At 63.6% G+C, this 14,051-nt stretch carries 14 protein-coding genes and 1 tRNA gene; 9 read left to right on the top strand and 6 right to left on the bottom strand.

Going from position 1 to position 14,051, the window contains the following annotated elements; genetic code table 11:
- Nucleotides 1-88: 88 nt before the first annotated feature.
- From rpsU to AC1DQR_RS02760, 5 genes are all read left to right on the top strand, one after another.
- Entirely contained in the window at nt 89-301 is a 213-nt protein-coding gene (gene rpsU, locus AC1DQR_RS02780; RefSeq protein WP_043348281.1) for a 30S ribosomal protein S21, read from the top strand.
- A gap of 130 nt (nt 302-431) precedes the next feature.
- Nucleotides 432-881, top strand: a complete 450-nt coding sequence (locus AC1DQR_RS02775; RefSeq protein WP_477132486.1) for a GatB/YqeY domain-containing protein — start codon at nt 432-434, stop codon at nt 879-881.
- A 225-nt stretch (nt 882-1,106) separates the two neighbouring features.
- Nucleotides 1,107-2,921 (top strand): DNA primase, encoded by a 1,815-nt coding sequence (gene dnaG / locus AC1DQR_RS02770; protein WP_477132485.1) that lies wholly within the window; start codon nt 1,107-1,109, stop codon nt 2,919-2,921.
- Nucleotides 2,922-3,397: 476 nt separating this feature from the next.
- Nucleotides 3,398-5,674: an RNA polymerase sigma factor RpoD gene (gene rpoD / locus AC1DQR_RS02765; protein ID WP_477132484.1), complete on the top strand. Its 2,277-nt coding sequence runs from the start codon at nt 3,398-3,400 to the stop codon at nt 5,672-5,674.
- A gap of 27 nt (nt 5,675-5,701) precedes the next feature.
- A tRNA-Ile gene (locus tag AC1DQR_RS02760) sits at nt 5,702-5,780 on the top strand.
- Nucleotides 5,781-5,853: 73 nt separating this feature from the next.
- On the opposite strand, the gene AC1DQR_RS02755 is transcribed toward AC1DQR_RS02760, so the two are convergent.
- Nucleotides 5,854-6,216, bottom strand: a complete 363-nt coding sequence (locus tag AC1DQR_RS02755; RefSeq protein WP_416049295.1) for a hypothetical protein — start codon at nt 6,214-6,216, stop codon at nt 5,854-5,856.
- Between the two features lie 287 nt (nt 6,217-6,503).
- Between AC1DQR_RS02755 and AC1DQR_RS02750 the strand changes: the two genes are divergently transcribed.
- A complete protein-coding gene (locus AC1DQR_RS02750) occupies nt 6,504-7,031 on the top strand; it encodes a DUF3455 domain-containing protein (RefSeq protein WP_416049294.1) in 528 nt (175 codons plus the stop codon).
- Between the two features lie 171 nt (nt 7,032-7,202).
- Here AC1DQR_RS02750 and AC1DQR_RS02745 read toward each other — a convergent pair whose 3' ends face one another.
- From AC1DQR_RS02745 to AC1DQR_RS02725, 5 genes are all read right to left on the bottom strand, one after another.
- Nucleotides 7,203-7,688, bottom strand: a complete 486-nt coding sequence (locus AC1DQR_RS02745; protein WP_477132483.1) for an OmpA family protein — start codon at nt 7,686-7,688, stop codon at nt 7,203-7,205.
- Nucleotides 7,648-8,013: a M35 family metallo-endopeptidase gene (locus tag AC1DQR_RS02740; protein ID WP_416050368.1), complete on the bottom strand. Its 366-nt coding sequence runs from the start codon at nt 8,011-8,013 to the stop codon at nt 7,648-7,650. The genes AC1DQR_RS02745 and AC1DQR_RS02740 overlap by 41 nt, the downstream gene beginning before the upstream one ends.
- Nucleotides 8,014-8,097: 84 nt before the next feature.
- Nucleotides 8,098-8,619, bottom strand: a complete 522-nt coding sequence (locus AC1DQR_RS02735) for a PAAR domain-containing protein (protein WP_416049292.1) — start codon at nt 8,617-8,619, stop codon at nt 8,098-8,100.
- Between the two features lie 322 nt (nt 8,620-8,941).
- The gene (locus AC1DQR_RS02730) at nt 8,942-9,409 is read right to left on the bottom strand and encodes a hypothetical protein (protein WP_477132482.1); all 468 of its coding nucleotides are present in this window, start codon (nt 9,407-9,409) and stop codon (nt 8,942-8,944) included.
- A 53-nt stretch (nt 9,410-9,462) separates the two neighbouring features.
- Nucleotides 9,463-9,795, bottom strand: a complete 333-nt coding sequence (locus AC1DQR_RS02725) for a hypothetical protein (RefSeq protein ID WP_416049290.1) — start codon at nt 9,793-9,795, stop codon at nt 9,463-9,465.
- A gap of 326 nt (nt 9,796-10,121) precedes the next feature.
- Between AC1DQR_RS02725 and AC1DQR_RS02720 the strand changes: the two genes are divergently transcribed.
- The 3 genes from AC1DQR_RS02720 (at nt 10,122) to AC1DQR_RS02710 (ending at nt 14,043) form a co-directional block, all read left to right on the top strand.
- Nucleotides 10,122-11,759, top strand: coding sequence for a ShlB/FhaC/HecB family hemolysin secretion/activation protein (locus tag AC1DQR_RS02720; protein ID WP_416049289.1), 1,638 nt, complete (start codon nt 10,122-10,124; stop codon nt 11,757-11,759).
- 67 nt (nt 11,760-11,826) lie between these two features.
- On the top strand, nt 11,827-13,617 hold the full coding sequence (locus tag AC1DQR_RS02715; protein ID WP_416049288.1) for a DUF2341 domain-containing protein: 1,791 nt from the start codon (nt 11,827-11,829) through the stop codon (nt 13,615-13,617).
- Nucleotides 13,618-13,632: 15 nt separating this feature from the next.
- Nucleotides 13,633-14,043 (top strand): ExbD/TolR family protein, encoded by a 411-nt coding sequence (locus tag AC1DQR_RS02710; protein WP_006158977.1) that lies wholly within the window; start codon nt 13,633-13,635, stop codon nt 14,041-14,043.
- Nucleotides 14,044-14,051: the final 8 nt, after the last annotated feature.

The following is a 14,051-nucleotide window of genomic DNA, read 5'->3' as shown; positions in this document are numbered from 1 at the left end:
AAAAAAACCGCCATACGGGCTTGACAGCGGTTGTGCTACACTTGTAGCTTTCGTAAAACCGCTAACAGCTGCTACTTATTTCAGCAAAATGACCACGATCCACCTTAAAGAAAACGAGCCGTTTGAAGTTGCCATGCGTCGTTTCAAGCGCACCATCGAGAAAAACGGCTTGCTGACTGAATTGCGGGCTCGCGAGTTTTACGAAAAGCCGACGGCGGAGCGCAAGCGCAAGAAGGCTGCCGCCGAGAAGCGCCACTACAAGCGCATCCGCAGCCTGATGCTGCCGAAGAAGATGTACTGAGCGTACCCTTCGCGTTCCGCATCAAAACCCGCTGTGGGCAAGGCTCCGGCGGGTTTTTGCATTGGCGGCCCGACGGCCGGCGTTGCGCCCGGCCGGCACCGTCCCGCCCTCACTTTCCTGGAATAATGCGATGTCCCTCAAAGCCCGTGTAACCGAAGACATGAAGGCCGCCATGCGTGCCCGCGAGACCGAGCGCCTCGGCACCATCCGCCTGTTGTTGGCCGCTATCAAGCAACGGGAAGTGGACGAGCGCATCGAGCTCGACGACGCCGCCGTGCAGGCCGTGATCGAAAAGCTGATCAAGCAGCGCAAGGACTCCATCTCCCAGTTCACCCAGGCCGGCCGCACCGACCTGGCTGACAAGGAAAGCGCGGAAATCGACGTGCTCAAGGTCTACATGCCGGCGGCCCTGTCGGATGCGGAAGTGGCCGCCGAAGTGCAGGCTGCGGTCACGGAAACCGGCGCCACCGGCCCGCAGGACATGGGCAAGGTCATGGCCGTGCTCAAGGCCAAACTGGCCGGCCGTGCCGACATGACCGCCGTCTCCGGTCTGGTCAAGGCCGCGCTGGCGGGGCGTTGATCGGGGCGGGGCGCTAGCTGGCACTTGGCGGCCGGAGGCTGCGGAGTATGCTTAAAGGCACTTTTCGCCCGGCACCCCTCGCTGGCGCTGGCTGCAATCCGTTGCGTCTGCACTACAATGTAGTGTTAAGAGGCCGGAAAGCGCTGTGCCGGTCACGCACTTCATGAACCAGATATCGCCGCCGCCCTGTTCCACGGGCAGTTCGGCCATAGGACGACAAGCCGGGTGATTCCGCAATCCTTCATTCAGGACCTGCTCAACCGTGTCGACATAGTCGATGTGGTGGGCAAGTACGTGCAGTTGAAGAAGGGTGGCGCCAACTTCATGGGGCTCTGCCCCTTTCACAACGAGAAGTCGCCGTCGTTCACGGTCTCACCGACCAAGCAGTTCTATCACTGCTTTGGTTGCGCGGCGCATGGCTCGGCCATCGGCTTCCTGATGGAGTACTCGGGGCAATCCTATCCCGATGCTGTGCGCGAGTTGGCGCAATCGGTCGGCCTGTCCGTGCCCGAGGAGCGCGACCGGCTGCCGCCGGCCCAGCGCGCTGAAGTGCAGGCGCGCTCGCTGGCGCTGTCCGATGCCATGACCCGCGCGACCGAGTTCTACCGCAAGCAATTGCGCAGCGCGCCGCAGGCGATCCAGTACCTCAAGAGCCGCGGCCTGACCGGCGAGATCGCGGCGCAGTTTGGCCTGGGCTATGCCCCGGACGACTGGCAGGGGCTGGAGTCGGTGTTTGGCAATTACCGCGACGATGCGATCGCCGGGCCGCTGGTGGAAGCCGGCCTGATGATCGAAAGCGCCGAGAAGCGCGACGCCGACGGCAAGCCGCGGCGCTACGACCGCTTCCGGGACCGCATCATGTTTCCCATCCGCAGCACCAAGGGCCAGGTGATCGGCTTTGGCGGGCGCGTGATGGGGCAGGGCGAGCCCAAGTACCTGAATTCGCCGGAAACGCCCCTGTTCAGCAAAGGCACCGAGCTATATGGCCTGTTCGAGGCCCGCCATGCGATCCGGGAAACCGGCTATGTTTTGKTGGTCGAAGGCTATATGGACGTGGTGGCCCTGGCGCAGCTGGGGTTTGCCAACGCCGTGGCCACGCTGGGCACGGCCTGCACGGCGGTGCATGTGCAAAAGCTGTTGCGCCAGACCGATGCCGTGGTGTTCTCGTTCGACGGCGACGCCGCCGGGCGCCGCGCGGCGCGCCGGGCGCTGGAGGCCTGCCTGCCGTACGTGGCGGACAACAAGACCATCCGCTTCCTGTTCCTGCCCGCCGAGCACGACCCGGACAGCTATGTGCGCGAACAGGGCACCGACGCGTTTGCCGCCCAGGTGCGCGATGCCATGCCGCTGTCGCGCTTCCTGCTGCAGGTGGTGTCGGAGGGGCAGGAGCTGCGTCAGGCCGAAGGGCGCGCACGCGCCCAGTACGAGGCCAAGCCGCTGCTGCAGTCCATGCCCGCAGGCGGCCTGCGGCTGCAGATCGTGCGCGAGCTGGCCGATGCCACCGGCACCACGCCGGCCGAAATCGAAGCCGTCTGCGGGCTGGCGAGCGACCCGGCGCGGGTCGGGCGCTTTGCCCAGCCGCGGCCGCGCACCAAGCGCCAGGCCCCCACCGGGCTGGAGCAGCGGGTGCTGCAGTTGCTGATGCGCTACCCGCAGCTGTCGAGCCGGCTCGATGCCGATAGCCGGGCACTGCTGCTGGAAGACGAGCAGGCGGACGCCGAGGTGCTGGCGCACTTGGTGTGCGCGTGTGACGAGTTGCAGGGCGAGGTGAATTTCGCGGCCTTTAGCGAGCATCTCGCGCAGTCGCCGTACGCCGAGGTCTACGCCAATGTGCGCGCCGCGGTACTGCGCGAAGAGATCGATGAGGAACCTGCCGAGCAGGAGTTCGATACCGCCATCGCCAAGCTGCTGGCGGGGCCGTTGCGCCGCGAGCTCGACATGCTCCAGCAGTCGGTGATCATGGGCACCGCGGATGAGCAAGGCAAGAGCCGCATGCGATGGCTGGTCAGCGAGATCAATCGCCGGCGGCAGTTGGGTTGAATCAGATTGACCGTCCGGTAGGTCGGGCAAGGTGAGTGGTGACAAATAAATGAAGGTTTGGCGCGGCCTGGCTACGCTTAAGCCTTGATTTTTCAGGTGAAAACCTCACCTGTTGGGAAGCCGGCTAATTGCTAGTGCTACAATAGCCGGTTTGGATAGCGAGATCTTTCTCTCCCCTTCTGGTGAAAGTGAGCGTGCCAATGGCAAAGGCCAAAGCAACCGAAAAGGTTTCCACTAAAACTCCCCAATCAGGGAGCGGCAAGGCGTCCGTGAAAACAACGGCGGCTGCGAAGACAGCCGCGCCAGTCAAGGCGCCAGCCCAGCCTGTGCCTGCTAAGACAGCTCGGAGCGCCAAGGCGCCCGCAGCGTCCACTTCCACCGGGATCCGCCTATCCGAAGACCTGAAGCCCTCGACTTCGGCACACGAGAGCGGCGATAGCGCCAATACAAGCGGCAAGAACGCCGCATCTGTACCTGTGAAAGGCAAGAGTATTACCGTGGCGAAACAGCAGAATACCGAAGTCGAGAGCAAGAAAGCGGCAGCGACCAGCGCCAAGACCGGAGACGCCAAGCCAGGCGCCGCCGAGCCCGAGGCCACGCCGAATGCCACAACTTCCGCCCCCGTTGCATCCGAGCGTCCCGCCGCTCCGGCAGTCAAGCCGGAGCCGAAGAAGCGTGGCCGCAAGCCCAAGGCCGGAGCGCAGCACGACGACAGCACACCAGACGACGTGACTGAAGAGCTTTACGAAGACGAGATCCCCGCAGCGGCAACGCCGACTGCCGCGCCCAAGAGCGACAAGCAAAAGGCTCGCGACCGCAAGGCCAAGGAAAAGGCTCTGCTGAAGGAGTTCGCCTCGACGCAGCAGGGTACCGAGGAAGAACTGGAAGTACGCCGCCAGAAGCTCAAGGCGCTGATCAAGCTCGGCAAGTCGCGCGGCTACCTGACGTACGCGGAAATCAACGATCACCTGCCGGACGACATGGTCGATTCGGAAACGATCGACACGCTGGTCGCCACGCTCAACGACATCGGCATCGCCGTCTACGAACAAGCGCCGGACGCCGAAACGCTGCTGCTCAACGACAACGCACCGTCGGCCACGAGCGAAGAAGAAGCCGAGGAAGAGGCGGAGGCGGCACTTTCCACCGTTGACTCCGAGTTCGGCCGCACCACCGACCCTGTGCGTATGTACATGCGCGAGATGGGCACGGTGGAGCTGCTGACGCGCGAAGGCGAAATCGAAATCGCCAAGCGCATCGAAGCCGGCCTGAAAGACATGGTGATGGCGATCTCCGCCTGCCCGGTCACGATCTCCGAGATCCTGGCCTTGGCCGAGCGCGTTGCCAGCGATGAAATCAAGATCGACGAGTTCGTCGACGGCCTGATCGACCCGAACGCCGCGGACGTACCCGTGGCCCCGCCGGCTCCGGCCGTGGTGGCGGCTGCCGAGGAGGACGAGCCGGAGTCTGACGGCGAAGAATCGGACGAAGACGAGGATGACGATGCCGGCGGCCTGGCTGCCTCGGCACGCCAGCTCGAAGAACTGAAGCTGGCCGCGCTGGAAAAATTCCGCGTGATCGCCGAGCAGTTCGACAAGATGCGCCGCTCGTTCGAGAAGGAAGGCTACAAGTCCAAGTCCTACGTCAAGGCCCAGGAAGCCATCCTGAACGAGCTGATGAGCATCCGCTTCACCGCCCGCAACGTCGAACGCCTGTGCGACACGCTGCGTGGCCAGGTGGACGAAGTGCGCAAGCTCGAGCGCTCCATCCTGAAGATCGTTGTGGACAAGTGCGGCATGCCGCGTGCGGATTTCGTCGCCCGTTTCCCGGGCAATGAGACCAACCTCGAGTGGATCGACACGATTATCAAAGACGGCAAGTCGTACAGCACCATCGTCGAACGTAATGTGCCGGCCGTGCGCGAGCTGCAGCAAAAGCTGATCGACCTGCAGATGCGCGTGGTGCTGCCGCTCAAGGAGCTCAAGGAAGTCAACCGCAAGATGAGCGAGGGCGAGAAGCGCGCCCGCGAAGCCAAGCGCGAGATGACCGAGGCCAACCTGCGCCTGGTGATCTCGATTGCCAAGAAGTACACCAACCGCGGCCTGCAGTTCCTCGACCTGATCCAGGAAGGCAATATCGGCCTGATGAAGGCGGTGGACAAGTTCGAATACCGCCGCGGCTACAAGTTCTCGACCTACGCAACGTGGTGGATCCGCCAGGCCATCACCCGCTCGATCGCCGATCAGGCGCGCACCATCCGTATCCCGGTGCACATGATCGAAACGATCAACAAGATGAACCGCATCTCGCGCCAGATCCTGCAGGAAACCGGCAACGAGCCGGATCCGGCAACGCTGGCCGAGAAGATGGAGATGCCGGAAGACAAGATCCGCAAGATCATGAAGATCGCGAAGGAACCGATCTCCATGGAAACGCCGATCGGTGACGACGACGACTCCCATCTTGGCGACTTCATCGAAGACACCAACACCCTGGCCCCGGCCGAAGCGGCGCTGCACGGCTCCATGCGCGACGTCGTCAAGGACGTGCTGGATTCGCTCACGCCGCGCGAAGCCAAGGTGCTGCGCATGCGTTTCGGCATCGAGATGAGCACGGACCACACGCTGGAAGAAGTCGGCAAGCAGTTCGACGTSACCCGCGAGCGSATCCGCCARATMGAAGCSAAGGCMYTGCGCAAGCTGCGTCACCCGAGCCGYTCGGATAAGCTTAAGAGTTTCCTTGAAGGCAGTTGATCGGTATCATGCCGGTCTGACTTTCCAGGGCCTCTAGCTCATGCCTGGTTAGAGCAGCGGACTCATAATCCGTTGGTGCCGTGTTCGACTCACGGGAGGCCCACCATTGTTGAAAAAGCCCCGCAGATTCCTGCGGGGCTTTTTCTTTGCCGCGTCGGACTTAAGCTAAGCAGGCTGCCCTATTTGTCCATGCCGGCAGCGGGCGATTTTTTCTGGCTTGACGCCTTGCCAGGCGGCTTCTTGGTAGAAGCCTTTGAGTCGGTGAGCGCCGAGGCCGTGTTCTGGTTGGCACCCTGGGTGTACGGGTCAAACTTGTCGTTGGCCTTTGCGGTGTCCGGCACGTAGCCGTCCTTGTTGGTAGCGCGTTCGGCGTCGGGTACGTAGCCGTCTTTATTGGTCGTGCGCTGAGGGTCCGGCACATAGCCGTCCTTGTTGGTGCTACGCATGTTGTAGTCGTAGCGATCCGCTGGATTTGCAGGGCCTGCGGCGTAGACGGTAGCAGGCAGGAGAACTGCAATTGCCGTTGCGATAGCGATCTTCATGGATGACTCCTTCCAATCAAAGTCGATGCGAAGCCGGTGACCCTCGCGCGCTCAGCTGGCGCAACGGTCCGCCTATTAGCGTAGCCGTCAGGCTTGCAGAATTCCAGTGATCATTTTGCTGCGCGCTTGTGGTTGAGCCCATGTCTGCTGTTCGCTACTTCAACCGCATCCAGTGACAACGCGGCCGGCCGGGCCTGCCGCGTTTGCTGCGATTGCTGTGTCTTCCTCCGTTTCCTCGCCATCGCGCCGGAGGTACTATTCTGACCGGGCTCAGGCAAGGAGGGTGTATGCCGCAAGATTTCCACACCAGTCGCAAAGCGCATCGCATTGCCCTCGCCGGAGCATGCCTGTTGGTTTCTTGCGCCGTTGCCCAGGAGGCCGCGCCGCCTGAGCTCCAGCCCGCCGACGTCCATCGTACGATCGCGACCCTGCATGCGTCCGGCGTGCAGATCTATGTATGCAAGCGCGATCGGGGCAGTGCATTGGCGTGGGCGTTCAAATCCCCCGAAGCGGATCTGCGCGACGATTCCGGCAAGCTCATCGCCAGGCACTACGCCGGGCCGACCTGGGAGGCGCCTGACGGCAGCAAGGTAACCGGCAAAGTACTGCGGCAGGCCGCAAATGCCAGAACGCCCGACAGCATTGCGCTATTGCTGTTGCAGGCGACGAGTTCCGGAGGGGCGGGCTTGCTAGCGGGAGTGCATTACGTTCAGCGCTTGAACACGCAAGGCGGCATTGCGCCCGCTCAGGCCTGCACCGAGGAAGGACAGGAAAGCCGCGTGCCTTATCGCGCGGACTATGTATTTCTCGAATAGACGCGTCTCGTCGAGGCCGGCGCGTTCGTTCCGATTTATAGCCTCCTTGTATGGGGCTTGTGGGAAGGCTCCGCCCAACCAAAAGCAGAGCCCTTGGCCGTAGTGGTCCAGGGCTCTAGGTGGTAGCGGGCAGATTGCGGATTGACCTGCCGTGCCTGAGCGGCCCGCCATTCACGGCATCGGCAGTCCCTTATCCTCGGCGTTGTGGGTGGGCAGGGTACAGCAGCGGTGTGGGCATGCCGGCAGGAAATCTATGGAGACGGAGCGGGTAGGTTGTCCCTGTATCTTCACGTTGTACGACGCGCCCGGCCTCTCGATATGGACTCGATCCGGGCGGAAACCCCGGTCGGTGAGAAACCGGCAAGCGGTATCCGCGCGGGCCTCCGCCAAACGCCTATCCCCACGCTCGGATGCATCAACGTGGCCGACAATGAAAAAGCTCTCATAGTTCGGGAACGCCGTCTTCAGCTCGGCCACCCAATCGCCCAGGCGCATAGCCCCCGCAGCATTCAATGCCGCCGATTCATCGCCGAAAGCCAGGTCCAGCCCTCGAACCGGACTGCACGCGAACGAAGCCGAATGGGTGAAACATCCAAAAAGAAGGACGGCGCCGGCCTTACTCCGAACAAACGACATAGCCTGCGATGTTGTCAGCATTTTCTGTTGTCCTCGTATCTTTGGCATCTGCACGATCCTTGGCGTTGTGGGTGGAATACCAGTGGTCGCGGGAGCCAAAAACATCGGAGAAATGGGAAATCTCGTGGACCAGTGTTAGCAGTTGCGAATCGAACCGAGGATGTCGCGCCCGCAACGTACAGAAGTCGAGGCGGATTGCGATCGTGTGCGTGGCCGTATCCGGTGCACACACCTCAGCGACAGCTCCAGGGCTGATTTCACGCGAGACGCAACCAATCGCCCGCATGGCCTCGGCGGAGTAGCGGATGAAGTTGGCGGGCGTGAGGGCCGCAAGTATGTTCCGCATCCTGGCTAGACCGGTCGCTATCGCAACGCGGGCAGCGCGCTCCGTTGTTCCAAACCAGAGTAAGAACCACCTCGCGTCTGCGGGCTACCAGCGATTGAGCTCGGCTAGGCGATTCACCACAAGGGCAAGCGCCTCATCGCGCAACCCAATGATATGGACACGAAACTCGGCATTCGTCATGTTGGGGCAGATGCGTTCGCTATCCGTCCCTTGATCCGCCTCAGATCCGACGCAGGCAAGTTTCTGCATCGAATACTCTGGCGCGATGGCAGTGGCTCCTGACGCTAGCGACACCGCAGCCGCGCTCTCGGCTCCATCGTCATACCGGTCATTGCCAGCAAGCGTGGCAACAATGCGCTGTGGGGTCGGGCACTTGCACAACACAATGTCCTCATCCAGAGCCACCTCTCCCATGAAGTTCATCCGGCGCGGACCGCCAGCCTTGGCAATGATCCCGGTGCGCTTGCAGGCTTCGCAGTAGGCTTGGCCGCCGATTAGCGCCGCCTGGTGGCCGGCATTGCCGAACGTGCAAGTACGGCCGACATAGGGAAGAATTTTCCCGCCGTCTTTCAGTGCGTCGCCGACGCAGGCAATTCTGCGCATCATGGCGCTGCCTCCCCGCTGCCGGCGGGCCAATTGGCGTTCTGCATAGGGACTCCTGTGGACTCATTACTACGCAAATGCGCACTCCTATTTATGCGGCAATGCGGCACCAGAATCAATCAGACAAGTCCGAATATGGATGGATTTTTCTTCTCTGCGGTACACCGGAGGTGATAGCGTAGCCTTCGCGGGCCGAATCCTACGATTTGCAGATTCTCCTTTCTGTGCGTGTCCAGGCGGCTCCGCCCACAATCCTACGGGGCCTGTTCCTTTCTACAATGGCATGCATCGGCCTGTGCGCCGCTGAGTATTGCTATGCGAACGTTCAAAGCTTCTGCACGGCAGCCAGGTCGAATATCTTCGCCCAGCGCAACGCCTCCTTCCGGCTTGCCATCGGGATCTGCCAACTGCCTTGCGCTTGGTGTTCAAGGCGCAAGGCAAGCATCCATGCGCTGCCGTTCTCCAGCGCGGTGGCACTCGCTATATCCGCAAAAATAAACTTCGCCTGCTGTCCGTCGACATCCAGTGCGCCACGTTTGCGTTCCGGATCCACGCGCATCGTCCCCCATGCGCCCTCCAGCGACAGGATGCGCTCGCCCTTGATCTTGACGCCGTGGATCGCGCGGTAGCGGCGGACCAGGCTTGCGACGAATGCCACCAGCAGCGCCGTGCAGAACACGACAGCGGCGGTCCCGGCGATCGCGCCATAGGCTGCGGCGACCGTGGCGTACAGGCGGACCGCGCCGTAGATGAGGGCACCGATCAAGGCGAGGCCGGCGATGATGAATGGCACGTCTTTTCCCTTAAAGAAATTGTGGTGAATGAACTAGCTTGCGGCTAATGCGGCTATGGCCGCTGCGGCGTGACCGATGTGCCGAAGGTATTGCCCATGCGGTGGCTGGTCGCCGAGTAGTTGAACAGTCCCAAGGCGTTGGAGGGACGCTCCACGATGGCCTCGGACGCCAGCTTGCGCTCCGAGGGGGGCTGGCCCGGGGCGGGCTTGGGGCTTAGCTTCTGCGTCAGGCAAGGAAACGACGGGGCCCGCATGCCATTGACTTCGACCTCGACACAGCTCGCCGTGCCGTCCCCCGTTGGTGGGGATGCTTCCGCAGCGAGTAGCGGGCAGGCCGCGCCAAGGCTACCTGCGGCAATCACTACAGCGTTCAGCCATCTGCGCATTTCGTGCTCCGTCTTCATTGATTGCCAACCACGCCATTGGCGATATGCCTGAAGTGTAGCGCTCCATTCCGAGTAGCGCGGCATGCAATTGCTCTGCGATATCGCCGCCGTTGAGGCGCATCGCCATGCGCCGCGCCCGCACATGAAGCTTTCGTGACAAACGACAGTCGGCGCGCGGGCCGTTCGTCTAACCAATCGTACGCGGCGCTGAAATGATGACCGCTCATCATGGCCTCATCGGATGCGATCGCCTACGACTTGCCTCTGGTCGAGGCGCCGGCGCAAGGGAACGACGGCAATTGTTTCGCAAGGGATTGAGCAAACACATGCATGACAAGAACAAGAACGATGCGTCCGCGCGCTGGAGGGCGCTATGTCTGGCGGTGCTAGGGCTAGGGACGCAGGGAACCGCGATGGCGCAGGCCCCCGCTGCCACCGAGGCGGCAACGCCTGGCGTGCAGGCTGATGCGGAACGGCGCGTCGACATCAACGAGTACATCGTGCGTGGGAACACGGTGCTGGATGCGCGCGCGATCGAGCGCGCGGTCACGCCTTACCTCGGGCCGAAGCGCACGCTGAAGGATATCGAGGGCGCGCGCGATGCGCTGCTGGCGGCCTACCAGGCAAAGGGATTCCAGTCGGTGTACGTGGACCTGCCTGAGCAGCAGGCGGTTGGCGGCGTGGTCTTCCTGCAGGTGAGCGAGACCAAGGTGGGCCGCGTGCGTGTGGTGGGAGCGCAGTACAACTCGCCGGTAGAGGTGCGTGAGCAGGTGCCCGCGCTGGCGGAGGGCGCGGTGCCGGACTTCAACCAGGCGCAGACGGAGCTCACTGCCTTGAACCGGACCGCGAACCGGCAGGTGATGCCGCTGGTCAAGCAGGGCGCGCTGCCTGGCACCATGGATGTTGATCTCAAGGTCGAGGACAGCAGCCCATGGCGGGCGAGCGTGGGCCTGAACAACGATTACAGCGCGGATACCAAGCAACTGCGGGCCACGGCTTCGCTGGGCCACGACAACCTCTGGCAGTTGGGGCACAGCGCCTCGGTCAGCTTCTTTGGCGCCCCGCAGGACCTGAACCAGACCCAGGTGTGGTCCGGCTCGTATGTGGCGCCGCTGCGTGGCACTAACTGGGGCCTCGAGGCTTCCGGCTACAAATCGGACAGCAACGTCGCGACGGTAGGCGGCACCAACGTATTGGGCAAGGGCTATGCGGTTGGCGTGAAGGCCACCTACACCGTGCCGAACACCGGAGCATGGTGGCACGCGTTCAGCGCCGGCGTGGACTTCAAGGATAACGAAGAGGTGACGCGCCTGGGCAGCGCCGGCGATACGGTGCCGCTCAAGTACGCGCCGATCACGCTCGGYTACTCGGGCTTCGGCCAGACCGAGCGCGGCACCTATGGCCTGAACCTGTCGCTGGTCGCGGGCACGCGCAGCTTCCTTGGCTACGGCAGCACCGCGCAGCAATTCGACTACAAGCGCTACAAGGCGTCGCCGAGCTTCATGGTGCTCAAGGGCGATACCAATGGCTCCTACACCTTCGCGGGCAACGCGCAGCTGGGCTGGCGCCTGGCTGCCCAGATCACGGATTCCCCACTGGTCTCGAACGAGCAGATCGCGGCCGGCGGCATGAACTCGGTGCGCGGCTACCTGTCCGCCGAGACCACCGGAGACTATGGCGTGGTCGGGTCCGTGGAAATGCGCACGCCGCCGCTGGCCTTCTTCACTTCCGTGGTTGAAAACTGGCGTGCTTACCTGTTTGCCGATGCCGGCCAGGTCCGCCTGCGCGATCCGTTGCCCGAGCAGAAGAGCAACTTCTCGCTCGCCTCGGTGGGGGTGGGCACTACGTTCCGCCTCGGCCAGAAGGTCACCGGGCGCCTGGACCTGGGCTATCCGCTCAAGGACGGGCCACGCACGCAGCGTGGCGACCCGCGCGTGAACTTCAGCGTCACCGCCAGCTACTGAGCGCGTGCGGCGCGCCGCTTCCAACCTGATACATCGACTCCCGACGAGCTAACCGAGAACCACTGTCATGCGACGCATCCTTTTGCTCGTGCTCACGCTGCTGAGCACCCTCTTGCCGGACCTGGCCCATGCCTGGTGGCAGCCCGACTGGGCTTATCGCAAGCCGATCACGATCGACGCCGGCCCCAAGGCCGGCGCGATCGGCGGCGATGCCGGGCGTACCCCGGTGCTGCTGCGCCTGCATACCGGCAACTTCAACTTTGAAGGCGTGAGCGAGACCGGCGCCGACCTGCGCTTTGTTGCCGCCGACGACAAGACCGTGCTTAACCACCAGATCGAACAGTTCGATCCGCTCCTGGGCATCGCGCTGATCTGGATCGACGTTCCGTCGGTCTCGGCGGCGGGCCCGCAGCAGCTGTGGATGTACTACGGCAACGCCAAGGCACCCGCGGCGGGCAATGGCCAGCGGACCTTCGACCCTGACTACACGCTGGTCTACCACTTTGCCGAAGGCAGCGTGCCGGCGCGCGACACCACGGCTTACGGCAACCACAGCCAGACCGCTGTGGTGAGCGTCGATGGCACGGTTATTGGCAAGGGCGCGCAGCTCGGCGCCGCCCCGCTGGTGCTGCCGTCGTCGCCGTCGCTGGCGCAGGCCGCCGGCGCGCCGTTCGGTTTCTCCGCCTGGGTACGCCCCGAGAAGCTCGGCCCGCAGCAGGTCGTCTATGCGCGCCGCGATGGCGCGGGCGAGCTTGTCATCGGCATCGACCAGGGTGTGCCGTTCGTGCAGGTCAATGGCCAGCGCAGCAATCCCGGCCAGCCCGTGCAGGCGGGGCAGTGGTCGCACCTTGCAGTCAAGTCCGATGGCAAGAGCGTGTCGCTGTATGTCGGCGGACGTCCTGCCGCGTCGCTGGCAACCGCCTTGCCGGCGCTGAACACGCCGGCCACGCTCGGTGCTGACGCGGCGGCGGCCAACGCGCCGGCCGCAGCTACCGCGCTGAGCCCGTTCACCGGCGCCATCGATGAAGTGCGCTTGTCCAAGGTGGCGCGCCCGGATGCGCTGATCCTCGCCGACGCCGTATCGCAAGGTGCTGAATCGCGCCTGGCCGTGTTCGGCGCGGACGAGCAGCAGGCCGGCAAGAGCCATTTCGGCTTCATCCTCGCCGCCATGCCGCTGGACGCCTGGATCGTGGTGGGCCTGCTCGGCATCATGATGGCGCTGTCGTGGGCCATCATGATCAGCAAGGGCCGCAGCTACGGTGCCACCTCGCGCGCCAACGCTGCTTTCATGGTGCATTTCCGCGAAGCGGCCGGCGCGCCGCTGGACCAGCTGGCCAAGAGCAACCGCGTACCCGAGGCTGTCAAGGCGGATTCGTCGCTGTGGCGCTTGTATGAAATGGCGGTAGAGGAACTGCACCGCCGCCATCAGATGGGTTACGACCTCAACGCGGTCTCCGACGCGACCATCAGCGCGATCCGCGCGGCGATGGATGGCGTGATGGTGCGCGAGAGCGAGCGCATGGCCAAGCGCATGAACTGGCTGTCGACCACCATCGAAGGCGCGCCGTATGTGGGCCTGTTCGGCACCGTGATCGGGATCATGCTGGTGTTCGTCGTGGCGGCCATGGCCGGCGCGGTGGATATCAACTCGGTGGCGCCGGGCATGGCCGCGGCCTTGCTGTGTACCGCTGCCGGGCTGGGCGTCGCGATTCCCGCGCTGTTCGGCTACAACTGGCTCGCCTCGCGCTCGGATTCGATCGGCGCCGACATGGCGGTGTTCGTGGACGAGTTCGCCACGCGCCTGGCCGAAGAGCAGGGCGAGGGACGTCGCGTCCCCGCTGCCCTGCACCGGGCTTAAGGGGAGCGCGCGGCCATGGCATACGCAGCCAAGTTCGGCACCAAGAAGCGCACGGGCGGCATCAACATCACGCCCTTCGTCGACGTGCTGCTGGTGGTGCTGGTGATTTTCATCCTGACCAGCAATGCCAGCATCCCGGGCATCAAGGTGGACCTGCCCAAGGCGAGCTCGTCGGTCGCGCTGGAGAAGCCCAAGACCAAGGCCATCACGATCGACAACGCGGGCCAGGTGTTCCTCGACGCCTATCCGGTGACGCTGCCGGAGCTGGAGGAGCGCTTGCGTACGGAAAAGGCGCTCACGCCGGATTTCCCCGTGATCGTGCGGGGCGACGCCGCCGTGCAGTACGCGAAGGTGGTGGAGGTGCTGGACCTGCTCAGGCGCATCGACCTGAACCAGATCGGCCTCGTCACCGGCAAGCCGGCGTGAGGAGAGTC

The sequence above is a fragment of the Cupriavidus sp. 05L411 genome (assembly GCF_056398045.1).
The sequence above is the reverse complement of the archived record's forward strand: the minus strand, read 5'-3'. Positions and strand labels throughout refer to the sequence as shown.

Bases quoted from the DNA above. Each gene is read 5' to 3' on its own strand.
- AC1DQR_RS02715 (WP_416049288.1), top strand. From the start codon at position 11,827: ATGCGACGCATCCTTTTGCTCGTGCTCACGCTGCTGAGCACCCTCTTG.
- AC1DQR_RS02740 (WP_416050368.1), bottom strand. From the start codon at position 8,013: ATGCGGAACATACTTGCGGCCCTCACGCCCGCCAACTTCATCCGCTAC.
- AC1DQR_RS02735 (WP_416049292.1), bottom strand. From the start codon at position 8,619: ATGATGCGCAGAATTGCCTGCGTCGGCGACGCACTGAAAGACGGCGGG.
- AC1DQR_RS02725 (WP_416049290.1), bottom strand. From the start codon at position 9,795: ATGCGCAGATGGCTGAACGCTGTAGTGATTGCCGCAGGTAGCCTTGGC.
- AC1DQR_RS02755 (WP_416049295.1), bottom strand. From the start codon at position 6,216: ATGAAGATCGCTATCGCAACGGCAATTGCAGTTCTCCTGCCTGCTACC.
- AC1DQR_RS02750 (WP_416049294.1), top strand. From the start codon at position 6,504: ATGCCGCAAGATTTCCACACCAGTCGCAAAGCGCATCGCATTGCCCTC.
- AC1DQR_RS02745 (WP_477132483.1), bottom strand. From the start codon at position 7,688: ATGCTGACAACATCGCAGGCTATGTCGTTTGTTCGGAGTAAGGCCGGC.
- AC1DQR_RS02775 (WP_477132486.1), top strand. From the start codon at position 432: ATGTCCCTCAAAGCCCGTGTAACCGAAGACATGAAGGCCGCCATGCGT.
- rpsU (WP_043348281.1), top strand. From the start codon at position 89: ATGACCACGATCCACCTTAAAGAAAACGAGCCGTTTGAAGTTGCCATG.
- AC1DQR_RS02710 (WP_006158977.1), top strand. From the start codon at position 13,633: ATGGCATACGCAGCCAAGTTCGGCACCAAGAAGCGCACGGGCGGCATC.